This window comes from Candidatus Frankia alpina, from assembly GCF_902806485.1.
In the GTDB taxonomy this organism is placed as follows: domain Bacteria; phylum Actinomycetota; class Actinomycetes; order Frankiales; family Frankiaceae; genus Frankia; species Frankia alpina.
Window position 1 is genome coordinate 1 of the sequence record NZ_CADCWT010000105.1, and the last position, 15,449, is coordinate 15,449.

Annotated in this window: 12 protein-coding genes; 4 read left to right on the top strand and 8 right to left on the bottom strand. The window is 72.6% G+C overall.

The genetic code is table 11. The features are described from left to right. The first annotated feature begins 117 nt into the window (after positions 1-117). Both G6R25_RS12955 and G6R25_RS12960 read left to right on the top strand, forming a co-directional pair. Entirely contained in the window at positions 118-1,137 is a 1,020-nt protein-coding gene (locus tag G6R25_RS12955) for a 2-hydroxyacid dehydrogenase (protein WP_163553172.1), read from the top strand. Between the two features lie 241 nt (positions 1,138-1,378). After that, positions 1,379-2,890 (top strand): methionine--tRNA ligase, encoded by a 1,512-nt coding sequence (locus G6R25_RS12960; RefSeq protein WP_163553173.1) that lies wholly within the window; start codon positions 1,379-1,381, stop codon positions 2,888-2,890. Here the strand turns inward: G6R25_RS12960 and G6R25_RS12965 are convergent. The 8 genes from G6R25_RS12965 to G6R25_RS13000 all read right to left on the bottom strand — a co-directional run bounded on the left by G6R25_RS12965 (position 2,887) and on the right by G6R25_RS13000 (position 13,124). After that, positions 2,887-5,340, bottom strand: a complete 2,454-nt coding sequence (locus G6R25_RS12965) for a heavy metal translocating P-type ATPase (RefSeq protein WP_163553174.1) — start codon at positions 5,338-5,340, stop codon at positions 2,887-2,889. The two genes, G6R25_RS12960 and G6R25_RS12965, sit on opposite strands and share 4 nt — an antisense overlap. Positions 5,341-5,384: 44 nt before the next feature. After that, the gene (locus tag G6R25_RS12970; protein WP_163553175.1) at positions 5,385-5,597 is read right to left on the bottom strand and encodes a heavy-metal-associated domain-containing protein; all 213 of its coding nucleotides are present in this window, start codon (positions 5,595-5,597) and stop codon (positions 5,385-5,387) included. A 706-nt stretch (positions 5,598-6,303) separates the two neighbouring features. Further along, positions 6,304-7,278 carry a porphobilinogen synthase gene (gene hemB, locus G6R25_RS12975; protein ID WP_336501363.1) on the bottom strand — a complete coding sequence of 325 codons (975 nt, stop codon included), beginning with the start codon at positions 7,276-7,278 and terminating at the stop codon, positions 6,304-6,306. A 138-nt stretch (positions 7,279-7,416) separates the two neighbouring features. Beyond that, positions 7,417-9,237, bottom strand: coding sequence for a bifunctional uroporphyrinogen-III C-methyltransferase/uroporphyrinogen-III synthase (locus G6R25_RS12980; RefSeq protein WP_163553176.1), 1,821 nt, complete (start codon positions 9,235-9,237; stop codon positions 7,417-7,419). Between the two features lie 2 nt (positions 9,238-9,239). Beyond that, entirely contained in the window at positions 9,240-10,343 is a 1,104-nt protein-coding gene (hemC, locus tag G6R25_RS12985; protein ID WP_163553177.1) for a hydroxymethylbilane synthase, read from the bottom strand. Further along, entirely contained in the window at positions 10,340-11,752 is a 1,413-nt protein-coding gene (locus tag G6R25_RS12990) for a glutamyl-tRNA reductase (protein ID WP_163553178.1), read from the bottom strand. The genes hemC and G6R25_RS12990 overlap by 4 nt, the downstream gene beginning before the upstream one ends. After that, the gene (locus tag G6R25_RS12995; protein WP_235825695.1) at positions 11,749-12,642 is read right to left on the bottom strand and encodes a redox-sensing transcriptional repressor Rex; all 894 of its coding nucleotides are present in this window, start codon (positions 12,640-12,642) and stop codon (positions 11,749-11,751) included. Before G6R25_RS12995 ends, G6R25_RS12990 begins: the two co-directional genes overlap by 4 nt. Before the next feature lie 170 nt (positions 12,643-12,812). After that, positions 12,813-13,124, bottom strand: coding sequence for a glutaredoxin family protein (locus tag G6R25_RS13000; RefSeq protein WP_136446913.1), 312 nt, complete (start codon positions 13,122-13,124; stop codon positions 12,813-12,815). Between the two features lie 181 nt (positions 13,125-13,305). Between G6R25_RS13000 and G6R25_RS13005 the strand changes: the two genes are divergently transcribed. Beyond that, positions 13,306-14,217: a sigma-70 family RNA polymerase sigma factor gene (locus G6R25_RS13005; protein WP_163553179.1), complete on the top strand. Its 912-nt coding sequence runs from the start codon at positions 13,306-13,308 to the stop codon at positions 14,215-14,217. A 286-nt stretch (positions 14,218-14,503) separates the two neighbouring features. After that, positions 14,504-15,385, top strand: a complete 882-nt coding sequence (locus G6R25_RS13010) for an HAD family hydrolase (RefSeq protein ID WP_163553180.1) — start codon at positions 14,504-14,506, stop codon at positions 15,383-15,385. The last annotated feature ends 64 nt before the right edge of the window (positions 15,386-15,449 follow it).

Here is a 15,449-nt window from a genome sequence, read left to right on the forward strand (position 1 = left end):
GCACGGAAAGTGACCTTCGCGCGGCCCTGGGTACCGTGGCTCCTTCGGAGATCCTTCCCTGCGCCCGGTACCGTCTTGGGCGGGCACCGGCGCAGGACGAAGGAATGGGGACGAAACGTGCGGGTCGCGGTCTTCTCGTCGAAGGACTATGATCGCCGGTTCCTGAGCAGCGCCCGGACCGGTGACCTCGAGCTGAATTTTCTCGAACACCGGTTGACCGAACAGACCGCGGGTCTGGCGCAGGGACATGCTGCGGTCTGCGTGTTCGTCGAGGACGAGGTGTCGGCCGGCGTGCTGACCAGGCTCGCCGCGGACGGCATCCGGCTGGTGGTGCTGCGCTCGGCTGGACATGACAATGTCCACCTCGCCTGTGCTCGTTCGCTCGGCATCGTGGTGGCCCACGTGCCGGCCTACAGCCCGTACGCAGTCGCCGAGCATGCAGTCGCCCTGATCCTGGCGCTGAACCGCCACGTGTGCCGGGCCTACAACCGGGTGCGTGAGTACAACTTCGCTCTCACCGGCCTGCTCGGTTTCGACCTCCACGGACGCACCGTCGGCGTGGTTGGCACCGGGGCGATCGGCACCGTCTTCGCGCGGATCATGACGGGATTCGGATGCCGCATGACGGGATTCGGATGCCGAGTGATCGCGCACGACGTCAGGCCCAACCCGGAATGCGAACGGCTCGGGGTCAGCTATGTCAAGCTGGACCAGATTTTCGCCGATTCCGACATCATATCGCTGCACTGCCCGTTGACTCCCGCCACGCACCACCTCGTCGATGCCGATGCGCTGGCCCGGATGAAGCGCGGTGTGATGCTGGTAAACACCAGCCGCGGCGGCCTGCTGAACACCGCCGCCGTCATCTCTGCTCTCAAGAAGGGGCTGATCGGCTATCTCGGGATCGATGTCTACGAGGAGGAGAACGCCATCTTCTTCGAGGACCGGTCGGAACGGGGAGCGTTCGACGACGACCTGTTCGCGCGGCTACTGACGTTCCCGAATGTTCTGGTGACCGGGCACCAGGGTTTCTTCACCACCGATGCGCTGACGCGGATCGGCGAGGTCACGATCGCCAATCTCCTGGGTTTCGAACGAGGCGACGGACCACAGTTCCCAGTCGCGACCAGCGACTGACGCCGACGTCGCCGGCAGGCCGTAGGCCGGCCCGGTGCCGCTCCCGGCGACCGTCACGGGGGCGGGCGGGTAGGATTTCCCTGTGTCGACGGCACGTGTCACCGCCGAGGCGGCGAGCTCCCGGATGATGCTGATGTACATGCCATCCGGCCTTTTCCGCGCCTCCTGACAGACCACCGATGAGGCCCCGACGGAGCCTCATCAGCGAGGTTGCGCACCGGGGCGGGAGGATCCGAAACCGATGGGTCGCTACTTCGTGACGACGGCCATCCCGTACGTCAACGGCAAGCCGCACGTGGGGCACGCGCTGGAGCTGGTCGAGACCGACGCGTTCGCCCGGCATCTGCGGGCACGCGGTGACGAGGTCCGGTGCCAGACCGGCACCGACGACAACGCGCTGAAGAACGTCCAGGGCGCCGAGGCCGAGGGAATCACGCCCGCGGAATACGTCGAGCGGGTGGCCACCCGGTTCAGCTCCCTGCGCGAGCCGCTGGACCTCTCCTTCGACGACTTCATCAAGACCAGCTCCGACCCGCGGCACCGGCCGGGCGTGGAGAAGCTCTGGGCGGCCTGCGCCGAGCGCGGGGACTTCTACCGCAAGAGCTACGCCGGCCTGTACTGCGTCGGCTGCGAGCTGTTCTACTCCCCCGACGAGCTGGTCGACGGCCGTTGCCCGGAGCACGGGACCGTGCCGGACCTCGTCGAGGAGAGCAACTGGTTCTTCCGGCTGAGCCGCTATTCCGACCAGCTCCACGAGCTCATCTCCAGCGACCGCCTGCGCATCGAGCCGGCCACCCGCAAGCGCGAGGTGCTGTCGTTCATCGAGGCCGGACTGGAGGACTTCAGCGCATCCCGGAGCATGAGCCGGGCGCGCGGCTGGGGCATCCCGGTGCCCGGCGATCCCGACCAGGTCATCTACGTCTGGTTCGACGCCCTCGGCAACTACATCACCGCCCCCGGGTACGGTACCGACGACGCCAGCTTCCAGTACTGGTGGAATGACAGCGACGCCCGCGTCCACGTCATCGGCAAGGGCATCATCCGCTTCCACGCCGTCTACTGGCCGGCGATGCTGCTCTCCGCCGGCGTGCGGCTGCCCGACACCATCTTCGTGCACGAATACCTCACCGCGGACGGCCAGAAGATCTCCAAATCGGCCGGGAACGCGGAGGACCCGGCGGACATCGTCGCCGCCTACAACACCGATGCGCTGCGGTGGTGGATGCTGCGCGACGTCGCCCGCAGCGGCGACACCGACTACACCACCGAACGGCTGCTCACCCGGGCGAACGAGGACCTCGCCAACAACATCGGCAACCTGGTCAACCGGACCGTGTCGATGGTCAAGCGCTATCGGGACGGGGTGATCCCGCCCGTCGCGGCGGACAACCCGGGGGCCGCGGCGCTGCGGGCGGCCCGGGAGCAGGCCCCGGCGACGATCGACGCGGCGTTCACCGCGTTCGACTTCCGCCGCGCCGCCGAGGCCGTCACGGCGATCGGCAACGAGGGCAACCGCTACGTGGAGGCCGCGCGCCCCTGGGATCTCGCCAAGGCCGAGCGCAAGGAGGGTGCGGCCCCGGCCGCCCTCGACACCGTGCTCGCCGAGCTGGTCGCCACCTGCCGGGAGATCGCGGCGCATCTCACCCCGTTTCTGCCCGACGCGGCGCCGCGCATCGCCGCCCAGTGCGGCGACGGCGGCCCCCGCGTCGCCGACCCCGCCCCGGTGTTCCCCCGCCTGGAGCCGCCGGCCTAAGATCGCGCCCCGACCGCGGGGGCCGGCCGCGTTGACGGCAACGTCACGTGGTCGGCCGGCGGCAGCGGGGTGAACCGGCGCAGCCGCAGGCTGTTCGTCACGACGAACACCGAGCTGAACGCCATCGCCGCGCCGGCGATCATCGGATTGAGCAGGCCGGCCGCGGCCAGCGGCAGCGCCGCCAGGTTGTAGGCGAACGCCCAGAACAGGTTCCCTCGGATCGTGCGCAGGGTGGCCCGGGACAACCGGATCGCGTCGGCCACCAGCCGCGGGTCGGCGTTGACCAGGGTCAGGTCGGACGCCTCAATCGCCGCGTCGGTCCCCCCGCCCATCGCCAACCCCAGGTCGGCCTGCGCCAGCGCGGCGGCGTCGTTGACCCCGTCGCCCACCATCGCCACGACCCGCCCCTCGGCCTGCAACCGGCGGACCGTCGCCACCTTCTCCTCGGGCAGGACCTCGGCGATGACGTCCGCGGGCGCGATCCCGACCTCGGCAGCGACCGCGCGGGCCACGGGTCCCGCGTCGCCGGTCAGCAGGACCGGATGCAGGCCGAGTCGACGCAGGGCCGCGACGGCCTCGGCGGCGGTGGACTTGACCGTGTCGGCGACGCTGACCAGTCCGCGCGCGGCGCCGTCCCAGCCGACGACGACCGCGGTGCGCCCGGCGTCGTGCTCCCGGACCAGGGCTCCCGCGAGCTCGGCCGGCAGCTCGGCGAAAAGGCGGGGCCGGCCGACGACCACCGTGTGGCCTTCGACGGTGCCGCGCACGCCGAGCCCGGCGTCGCTGGCGAAGTCCGTCACCGGGGGCAACGACCCGACGGCCGCGGCCCGGGCGGCGTCCGCGATTGCGCGGGCGATGGGATGCTCGCTGGCGTCCTCGGCCGCCCCGGCGAGGCGGAGCACGTCGGCGGCGCTCTCCCCCGACGCCGGGTGGACGGCGGCGGTCCGCATCCGGCCGGTGGTCATCGTGCCGGTCTTGTCGAGCAGCACGGTCTGCACCCGCCGCGTCGATTCGAGGACCTCCGGGCCGCGGATGAGGATGCCCAACTGCGCGCCGCGTCCCGTGCCGACGAGCAGGGCCGTCGGGGTGGCCAGGCCCAGCGCGCACGGGCAGGCGATGATCAGGACGGCGACCGCGGCGGTGAACGCGTCCGTCGCCGGCTGCCCGGCGACGAGCCAGGCGCCCAAGGTGACCGACGCGGCAATGATCACAACGGGAACGAAGATCGCCGAGATCCGGTCGGCCAACCGCTGGACCCGCGCCTTGCCGCTCTGGGCCTGCTCGACGAGCCGGGCGATGCGGGCAAGCTGTGTGTCAGCCCCGACCCGGGTGGCCTGCACGATGAGCCGACCGCCCGCGTTCACGGTCGCGCCGACCACCGGATCCCCCGGCCCGACTTCCACCGGCACCGACTCGCCGGTGACCATGCTCGCGTCGACCGCGGACACCCCGTCGAGCACGACCCCGTCGGTCGCGATCTTCTCGCCGGGGCGGACGACGAACTCGTCGCCGATGCGCAACTCGTCGACCGGGATCCGCACCTCGACCGTCAAGCCCGCGGGGACCGTCAAGCCCGCGGACCCGATCCTCGGGCGACGCACCGTCACGTCCCTCGCCCCGAGGTGCAGCAGGGCCCTCAAAGCCGCGCCGGAGCGGCGTCGCGCCCGCAGCTCGAGGAACCGCCCGGCGAGCAGGAACACCGTGACCCCGGCGGCCACCTCCAGGTAGATCCCGGTGGCGGCGCCGTCGGACATGCCGCCCGTCAGCGAGAAGGAGTGCCGCATTCCCGGATCGCCCGCCCCGCCGAAGATCAGCGCGTAGAGCGACCAGCCGAAGGCCGCGAGCGTGCCGAGGGAGACCAGGGTGTCCATGGTGACCGCGCCGTGCCGGGCGCCCCGGGCCGCCGCGGCGTGGAAGGGCCGGCCGCCCCACAGGACGACCGGTGTTGCCAGCGCCAGGCTGACCCACTGCCAGTAGTCGAACTGCCAGGCGGGCACCATCGCGAGCACAAGCACCGGCAGCGCCAGCAACGCCGAGATGATCAGGCGCCGGCGCATCGCCCGCAGGTCCGCGCCCGGCAGCACCGCCTCGTCGCCGTCGAGGCCCACCGCACCGCCCTCGGCGCCCGCCGTACCGCTTGACCCGGCGGTGGCCGTACCGCCCGCCGTGGCGGACGACTGCGCCGTGGCGGCGGGCAGGCTCGCCGTGTAGCCGGCGGCCTGCACGGCCCCGATCAGCTCGTCGACCGTCACGGGGCCGGCCGCGCCGGCCGGCGCCGGCCGGGCAAGGGTGACGGTCGCCTTCTCCGTGGCGTAGTTCACCGACGCGCTGACGCCCTCGATCCGGTTGAGCTTGCGCTCCACCCGCGCGGCGCAGGACGAGCAGGTCATGCCGCCGATCGCGAGCTCGAGTCGGACCGGCTCCCCGGCCTCGATCCCGACGTTCGTCACGTGAAGTTCCTCCCCTGGCCCCGCCGCGCGGTACCGCGCGGGTGTCAGACCCGGCCGACCAGCTCGTATCCGGCCTCCGCGACGGCCTCGCGGACGGCGCCGTCCGCCAGCGCGCCCTCGCTCACCACCGTGACCCGGCCGTCCGCAAGATCCACCGTGACGCTGGCCACCTCGGGCAGCCGCTCCAGCTCCTCGGTCACCGAGCGGGCGCAGTGCTCGCAGGTCATCCCGGTCACGGTGTAGGCGATCGCGGTCATCGCGGTCCTCATCTCTTCAGCCACTGTCCACAGCCCGGACTCGTCCGTCCGGCAGCCCGCAAGTACCCCTCCCCCGTATAGTGCACGATAACCCCCTGGGGGTATCCGCGACACGGCGACGGATGTCACGGGAACAGACCTGGACGCGGCCGGTCAACCCCTGGTCGCAGGGCCACGCCCCCTGCCGCACCTCCCGAGCGTCCCTGCCTGTGGGCCGCAGCGTGGCCCCTGCCCCGGCCCGAGCCGCCCGGTGACGCCCCTGACCAGCCGACGAGCGTCGGCCGCCCGGAGCGAGGCGATCCTCGGACGGGGGATGACCGCCCGGTGGCCGGGGAGGATGCAAGGGGGGCGCGGTCCGGCGAACCGCGGCTCGCGTCGGCCACCCGCGTTCGGCCAGGCGACGCGGCCGCCCGGCGCCACCATCGACGCACGCCGAACAAGCCTCACATCGACGCGCCGGCCCTCATGACCCGGCACCATTCGGCCGCGCGCCCTCACCAGCTCGATCTTCAAGCGCCCTGCCTGTCCGGAGCCCTCGGCGGGCGATTTATCTCTCCGGACAGGCGTGAGAGCTGGAACGAGTCCAGAACCAGTGCGGGGCCAACTGCGGTGCGTTTTGCACGGTCTGAGCCCGCAGACCGTGCAAAACGCACCGCAACTCTTCCCGCGCACCGCGACTCGTCCAAGGCGGGGGCGGGAGGGTCGGTCAGCGGGTGGCGGCCAAGCCGCGGGCGACCTCGACGGCCCAGTAGGTGAGGATGATGTCGGCACCGGCGCGGGAGATCGCGGTGAGCGTCTCGGCGATGGCCCGATCCCGGTCGATCCACCCTGCGGCGGCGGCGGCCTCGACCATCGCGTACTCGCCGGACACCTGGTAGGCGGCTACGGGCACATCCACGGTGTCCGCGATCGCGCGCAGCACGTCCAGGTAGGCCAGCGCCGGCTTGACCATCACCGCGTCGGCACCCTCGGCCAGATCCAGCGCCACCTCGCGCAGCGCCTCGACCACCGAGCGCGCCGGATCCTGCTGGTAGCCGGTGCGGTCGCCGAACTGCGGGGCGCACTCGGCCGCCTCACGGAACGGGCCGTAGAACGCCGAGGCGTACTTCGCCGAGTAGGCCAGGATCGGCAGGTCGGTGAAGCCGTCGGCGTCCAGCGCCGCCCGGATCGCGCCGACCTGACCGTCCATCATCCCGCTCGGCGCGACGACCTCGGCGCCGGCTCGAGCCTGCGCCACGGCGATCGAGGCATAGCGCGCCAGGGTGGCGTCGTTGTCGACCTCGCCGGCGTCGGTCAGCAGGCCGCAGTGCCCGTGGTCGGTGTACTCGTCCAGGCACAGATCGGTCATCAGCACGATGTCCCCGCCGACCTCGGCGACCAGGTCGGCCAGCGCGAGCTGGACGATCCCGGCGGGGTCGTCGGCGGCCGAGCCGCGCGCGTCCTTCGCAGCCGGTACGCCGAACAGGATCAGCCCGCCGACCCCCGCCTCGACCGCCTCGACGGCGGCCTTGAGAAGCGACGAGCGGGTGTGCTGGACGACACCGGGCATCGACGTCAGGGCGGCGGGCTCGTCCACGCCCTCCTTGACGAACATCGGCAGGATCAGATCCGCGGGGTGCAGCCGCACGTTCGACACCAGCCGACGCAGCGCGGGCGAGCGGCGCAGCCGGCGAGGGCGCACCGCCGGAAACCCGGCCGGCAGCCGGCCACCCGGACCCGCGCCGTGCGCGCCCCGGTTCCCGCTGCCCGCAGCCGACGCTCCTGGTATCCCGTTCAACAGCCTCGTACCTCCCGACGGCGGCCGGCCCGACAAGTCCGCTTAGCGCCGCGAGCCGCGGCGTGGCTTGGGCAGGCGGGCCGCGAGCGGACCGATCTTGCCCAGCTCCTCGCGATGCTCGGCGGCGAACTCGGCGAGCGCCCCGACCAGGGCCGGGATGGACGCCTCCGGCGCCTGCAGGTCGACGCGCAGCCCGAGCTCCTGGGCGGTCGCGGCGGTGGCGGGGCCGATGACGGCGATCACCGTGGTCTCGTGCGGCTTGCCGGCGATGCCGACGAGGTTGCGCACGGTGGACGAGGAGGTGAACACGACGGCGTCGACCCTGCCTCCCTTGAGCGCCTCGCGGATGGGGGCGGGCGGCGGGGCGGCGCGGACCGTGCGGTAGGCGGTCACGTCGTCGACCTGCCAGCCGCGGTCCTTCAGGCCGGCGACCAGCGTCTCGGTGGCGATGTCGGCCCGCGGCAGCAGTACCCGGTCGAGCAGGTCAAGCGACTCGTCGTACTCCGGCCAGTTCTCCAGCAGACCCTCGCTGGACTGCTGACCGGAGGGGATCAGGTCGGGACGGATCCCGAAGGCGCGCAGGGCCTCAGCGGTGGCCTCGCCGATCGCCGCCACCTTGACTCCGGCGAAGGCCCGGGCGTCCAGACTGCGCTCCTCAACCTTCTCCTGCACCGCGCGCACGGCGTTGACGGAGGTGAAGACGACCCACTGGTAGCGCCCGGTGACCAGGCCCCCGATCGCACGCTCCATCGGGGCGGCGGTCCGCGGCGGCTCGACGGCGATCGTCGGCACCTCCAGCGGGCTCGCGCCGTGCGAGCGCAGCAGGTCGGACAGGATCGCCGCCTGCTCCTTGGTTCTCGGCACCAGTACCGTCCAGCCGAACAGCGCGCGAGTCTCCCACCAGGACAGCTTCGCCCGGGTGGCGACTACGGCGCCGACGGAGAGCACGACCTGGGTGATGGGCCTGGGGGCGGCGGTCAGCAGCGGCGCGACGTCGGCCTCGACCCTGTCGAGGGTCGAGGTGATGGTGCGCTGGTCGGTGGTGGTGCCGTCCACGGTCACTGCGATCGGGGTGTCGCCGGGGCGGCCGTGCTCCACCAGGGTCGCCGCGACCTTGCCGACTTCGGTCGGGGTCGCGGTGACCACGAGCGTGCCGGGCGTCTGGGCGAGCGCCGCCCAGTCGACATCATCGGGCGAAGAAACCGGCGCGCCGAACCCACCGAAGCCACCGGGGCTGCCCAGGCCCAGCGGGGACCCGAAGCCGGTGCCCAGGCCGCCGCCGAGGCTGCCCCCCAGCCCGGTCATCGGACGTGTGCCGAGCCGGCCGGCGCCAAACTGCGGGCCGGTCAACGGCCCGACGGGCTCGCCCGCGCCGAACGGCGACGGCGCCGGGAGCGTTCCCGACGAGGAGAAGATACCGGACGTGCTGGCGAAGGTGATCGGCGAGCCGGGCGCGACGCCGGCGTAGGTGGCCACCGCGGCACCGGTGAGGATCCCGGGCACCACCCGGTAGGGGATCTTGGCCTTCGCCAGTGCCTGGGCGTCGGCGGCGCCGATGCGGGTCAGCCACGGATCCGACGCATAGAGCCGGACGACCTTGTCTCCGGCGCGGGCCCGGCTGACCACCGCGGCGGTCGCCGCCTCGGCATCGCGGACCGGCTTGGATGCCTCCAGGTCCCCGATGCGCAGCACCTCGGCGGTGAGGTTCTCCACGACCGCGGGCGCGACGTCGGGGTCGGCGACGACAAGGTCGGCCGACGAGAGGGTCTCGACCGCGAGGACGGTCAGCAGGCCCGGGTCACGGGGGCCGGCACCCACGAGTGCGACCGGGGAGACAGGCTTTTTCGTGCGTCGGGTGGCCATGCTCAGCGAATTCCCATCAGCGAGTGTGCTCCGGCGGACAGCAAGTCGTCCGCGAGGCGCTGCCCGAGCGCCTCCGGGTCGACGGCGGACCCGGTCACGTCACGCCGGAGGACGGTGGTGCCATCCGGCGCGGCGACGACCGCCCGCAGGCGCAGTCGACCCGCGGGGGACGCATCGCCGGCCGGTGCCATGGTGCCGACGGCCGCCACCGGCGCAGGCGCTGCCACTGCCAAAGCGCCGACAGGCGCGGTGCATCCGGCCTCGATCCCAGCGAGAAACGCGCGTTCCGCTCTGACCGCGACGGACGACGATGCGTCATCGAGCACAAACCGTAGCAGCTCGGCAAGGCCGCCATCGACGGGCTGACCATGATCTGACCGCGTTTGGTCACCGATCTGTCCCACATGCGGACCCCGGCCCCGCCCGGCGCACTCGACCGCCAGCGCCCCTTGGCCGGGCGCCGGCAGCATGACCTCGGGTTCGAGGATCTCCGTGACGGCGTCCAGCCGGTCCAGGCGCGCCAGACCCGCATACGCCAGAACGACGGCGTCGACCTCGCCGTCGATGGCCTTCTTCAACCGGGTGTCGACGTTGCCGCGGATCGCGACCACGTCGAATCCGAGCCCGAGCGCCCGCAGCTGGGCCGCGCGGCGCGAGGAGCCGGTCGCGACCCGGGCGCCCGGCCCAAGCGCGGCAAGCCGCCGCCCGCTGGGCGAGACGAGCACATCCCGAGTGTCCTCCCGGGTCGGGACGGCTGCCAGCACGAGGCCGGGCGGGGTGGCCGTCGGCAGGTCCTTCAGCGAGTGCACGGCCAGGTCGATCTCGCCGGCCAGCAGGGCGTCACGCAACGCGCTGACGAACACGCCGGTACCGCCGATCTGACTAATCTCCGCGGGTGACCGGTCACCCGCGGTTATGATCGGGACGAGGTCGACCGCGCAGCCCACCCTCGCCCGCAGCTGCGCGGCGATCATCCCAGATTGGACCATGGCGAGCGCTGAACGGCGTGTCCCCAGCCGTAGTCGGCGGCCCGTGAACCGGGCCAGCAACGTGGCGCCCGGGGCCGTCGAATCGGTCTCGGTGCTGGTCGGCTCCATCGCCGTCACGAATGCTCCACAAGATCAAGGTCAGGCGCGGACACCACAGCGGGCACCTCGCGCGGAAGATCGAACAGTTCCCGTAGGGCCTCGGCGTAGGAATCGCCTCCGGGCGCCCCGGCCAGCTGCTGCACCCGCACGGTCGGGGCGTGCAGCAGCTTGTCGACGACGCGGCGAACCGCGCCCTCCACCAACTCCCACTCCCGATCGTCGAGGTCGGGCAGGCGGGAGTGCAACCGGACCAGCTCGCCGTGCACCACGGCGTCGGCATGCGCACGCAGGGCGACCACGGTCGGCGCGACCCGGCCCGCGCGGCGACGGTCCAGGAACCCCGCGACCTCGGTGGAGACCAGGGCGCGGACCGCCTCGACGTCGTGCGCCACCTGGGCGCCGTCGAGCGCGACCCGCAGCGCCTCCAGGTCGAGCAGGCTCACGCCGGGCAGGGCCCGCACGCCCGGGTCGATGTCGTGCGGCAGCGCCAGATCGAGGAACACCAGCGGCCGCCCGCCGCGCCCGGGCAGCGCGGCGGCGACCAGGTCGTGCTCGACGACCAGGCCGGACGCACCGGTCGAGGAGATCACCAGGTCGGCCATGAGGATCTCGTGCGGGAGGTCGGCCAGGCCGACGGCCCGGCAGTCGTGCATCTCGGCGACCCGGGCCGCCCGGGCCGGGCTCCGGTTGGCGACCACGATCTGTGCGGCGCCGGCCCGGCGGGCGGTCTGCGCCGCCAACGAGCCGACCGCGCCGGCGCCGATGAGCAGGACGCGGGCGCCCGCCAGCGGCGGCGGCTCGACCGCGGGCATCGAGAGCGCCGGAGCACCCCCGAGCTCGCTCCCGGCCCCGCCCGGTGGCGAGACCGGGACGGCCGGCGCCTCGCTGAGAATCCCGAGGCTGGAGGCGGCCAGCCGGATACCCACCGCGACGATCGAGGCGCCGGCGGCGTCGATCGACGTCTCGGAGTGGGCCCGCTTACCGACCCGCAACGCCGCCTGGAACAGTCCAGACAGAGCGCTGCCCGCGACCCCGGCCGCCTGTCCGGCCCGGAAGGCACCGCGCACCTGCCCGAGGATCTGCGACTCGCCGACGAGCATCGAGTCCAGCCCGCAGACCACCGAGAACAGGTGGCCGACCGCGCGGGCGTCGTGGTGGACGTACAGATGACCGGCCAGATCACCGAGGTCGATCCCGCAGATCCGGCTGAGCTGGTCGGAGATGTCGGCCACGCCGCCGTGGAAGGTCTCGACGTCGGCGTAGATCTCGGTCCGGTTGCAGGTGGAAAGCACGACCGCCTCGGTAACGCGCGCCGCGGCGGCAAGATCGTGCAGAACCTTTGGGGTATCGTCACCGGACACCGATGCCTGCTCGAGCAGTGTGGTCGAGGCGGTACGGTGGTTGAGGCCCACCACAAGCAGGCTCATGACGCTCCACCCTCCGCCGGAACCGCCTGCACCGGCCGCGTCTGTCCGGCTTGACGAGTCACCCGCACGACCCCATCCGTCTCGGTCCTCACCCTGTCTGTTCGGGGCGTTGCCCCGTCCGTGCCCGTCGTCGTGCCCGCGACGAGGGACGTCTCGCCGGCCTGCGTGGACCCGTTGGGCGGCGCCTCGCGCGGCGAGGGTGGACGTTTCCGTGCCTCATGGAACGAAAGGATCTGAAGTTCCACGGCGAGGTCGACCTTACGCACGTCTACCCCTTCCGGCACCGACAGCACCGTGGGGGCGAAGTTGAGAATGCTCGTGACCCCCGCAGCGACCAGCCGGTCACACACCTGTTGCGCCGCGGCGGCCGGAGTGCAGATCACGCCGATCGTGACCGCGCATTCGGCGATGACCTGCTCCAGCTCGTCAACGGGTCGGACGATGACCGCACCGACCCGTTCGCCGACCCGGTCCGGATCCGCGTCGACCAACGCCACGATACGGAAACCGCGGGCGTGGAAACCGCCGTAGCCGGCCAGGGCGTGACCGAGGTTGCCGACGCCGACGAGCACCACCGAACGGTCCTCGGTGAGGCCGAGCTTCGCGGCGATGCAGTCGAGCAGGACGTCGACCTCGTAACCGACGCCCCGCGTGCCGTAGGAACCGAGATGCGACAGGTCCTTGCGAACCTTCGCCGGGGTGACGCCGGCGGCGGCGGCCAGGGTGTCCGAAGACACAGTGTGAACCCCACCCTCCGCCAGCGTAGTCAGTACCCGGAGGTAAAGGGGCAGCCGGGCCACCGTGGCCTCCGGCACCGCGGAGCGGTCGGAAAGCGGTTCACTGCGGGCTCGTCGCCGGATCACCGCTGGGCGACGCCGGGGCTGGCTCATCCGCGGCTCCGATCTGTGGGCGCGCGTCGTGGCCCGGAGCTGTGCGCCCGAATCCGTGGCCCCGCCGGGCCCCGGCACGCGGTTGCCGGCGCCACAAGTCGGCTGTCGACGGGCAGTGTACGACTTCGTGAAGGGATTCACGAAGTGCCTGGGAGAGCCCGACCTGCGGATCAGCGACCCTCGCTGGGACGCCACGACCACCGGCGTCCGGCCAGCGCCCGCCGCAGCCGATCCTCCTCTACCCGCCAGTAACCGTGCTCCCGCCCATCGACCAGGATGACCGGCACCCGGTCGCCGTACTCGTCGGCCAATCGTGGATCGGCATCGACGTCCAACTCGCGCCATCCGGCCCGTTCCTGCTGCGCCACCCGCATGATCGCGGCCCGCGCGGTGTCGCACAGATGACAGCCTGCCCGGGTGAGCAGGGTGATCCGAGCGCTCCCGCCGCCGGGCTCCGCCGGTCCCGCCCCGTCGTCGTCCATCTCCCGATGGTAAGTCGGCCGCGCAAGGCATTCCGGCGGTATGACGGTGACCCGGACCGGCACGACCACGATCTACGACTGCCGCGCGTTCGTCTTGCGGCTACACTCAGCTACCTGCGCCCTCACGTGCACCGGGCCCGCCGGCCCGTCCTGTCACGACTGCATCCTCCGGAGCCGGGCTGTGACCGACTGCACTCTCGCCGACCTCGCCGACCTCGCCGCCGGCCTCGCCGCGGTACGGCGCAATCCAAACACGTGGTCGCGTCCACCGGTCCCCCTGCTGCCCACCGGCGCCCAGATCCGCGCCGCCCTGAGCCGGTTCTGGCTGGCGATCACGGCGCTGGCCGCTCCTCTGCCGGCGGTCGGGCCGGCCACCGCGACGGCGCCCGCGCACCCGGCCACCGTCGACACCGACGCCATCCGGCGGGGCTCCGCGGCACGCCGCGGCCGGACCGCCGCCGGCGGGCTCGGGGCGGGTTCCCCCACCCAGGACCGCAACGCGGCCGCCCCCGACGGCCCGACGGAGTCGGAGCGGGCCGCGCTCGTCGCGCGGGCCCGCCACGGCGACAGCGAGGCCTTCGGCCTGCTCTACGACCACTACGCCGAGCTGGTGTTCCGGTACGCGCTGTACCGGCTGGGTGGCGACCCGGTGGCGGCAGAGGACATCGTCAGCGAGACGTTCCTGCGGGCGTTGCGCACCATCGGCGCGTTCCGCTGGCAGGGTCGCGACATCGGCGCATGGTTCGTCACCATCGCCCGCAACCTGCTGATCGACCAGGCCCGCTCGGCGCGGCGCCGGTTCGAGATCCCGACCGCGGACATCCTCACTGCGGCGGACGAGCGTGCCACCGCGCTCGTCATGCCTGGCCCGGAGGAGTCGATCCTCGCCGTGCTGACCCGCCGCGAGCTGCTGGACGCGGTCCGCCGGCTGCGCCCGGACCAGCAGGAGTGCATCGCGCTGCGGTTCCTGGAGGGCCTTTCCGTCCGGGAGACGGCGCTCGCGATGGGACGCAACGAGGGCGCCGTGCGGGCGTTGCAGCTACGTGCCCTGCGCGCCCTCGCCCGCAGCCTGCCCGCGGCGGAGCCGGCCTGACCCGGCATCGCCTCCGGACCGGCAGTGCAAAAGGATCTGCGGATCGCCTTTGGACCACGCCGTCTTTCTCACCTCACCGGCACTTTTGCGCTGCCGGATCTGAGCCGCCTGCAACCAGCGGTGGGGGTCGAGCCGTAGTCTGGCGGCGTGCCGACGAACCGAGGTGTGGAACCTGACGCGCCGAGGTGGTGACGACGAGTGGGCGGTGGGCCTGTCACCGCCCGGGCCGAGCGTCATCGTCCGGGCCGTGCCCCTCGCTCCACCGCGAACTGCATGGAGATGACTGATGAGGGTGCGACGCAGGGGTGTGGCCGAGATCAGGCAGGCGGCCGAGGCGGCCGCCATAGCCGCGTTGAAGGTCGCGGCCGAGGAGGTTCCCCGGCCCCCGCTCGACGAGTCCGCCGCCGCGTTCTTCGACGTGGACAACACGATGATGGCCGGCGCCTCGATCTTCTACTTCGCCCGCGGTCTCGCCGCGCGGGACTTCTTCGACTCCCGTGACCTGCTCCGGTTCGGCTGGCAGCACGTCACCTACCGGCTGCGCGGCCACGAGAACCCGGACGGGATGCGCGACGCCCGAGAGACGGCGCTCGCCTTCGTGGCCGGACGCTCGGTCGCCGAGATCGTCCGCTACGGCGAAGAGATCTACGACGAGCGGATGGCCGAGCAGATCTACTCCGGCGCGCACGCCCTGGCCCAGCAGCACCTGGACGCCGGCCAGCGGGTGTGGCTGGTCACCGCGACGCCGGTGGAGCTGGCCTCGGTCATCGCCCGGCGACTCAATCTGACCGGCGCGCTCGGCACGGTCAGCGAGGTCACCGACGGCACCTACACCGGTCACCTGGTCGGCGGGCTGCTCCACGGCCAGGCCAAGGCCGAGGCGGTGCAGGCGCTCGCCGAACGGGAGGGGCTGGACCTGACCCGGTGCTGGGCCTATTCCGACTCGATCAACGATCTGCCGATGCTCTCGCTGGTCGGCCACCCGATGGCGATCAACCCGGATCCCGACCTGAAGACGGTCGCCCGGGAGCGGGAATGGCCGATCAAGGACTTCCGCACGGCCCGAAAGGCGATCAAGATCGGCATTCCGGCGGCGGCCGGCGCCGGCGCACTGGCCGGCGGCGTCGCTGCCGGCATGGCACTGCGTCGCAGGGTGGTCAGCGCCTGACCGCCGCAGGGCCCGGCGCCGCGGCGCGACGCGGCGGCGCGACGCGGCGGCGCGACGCGGCGGC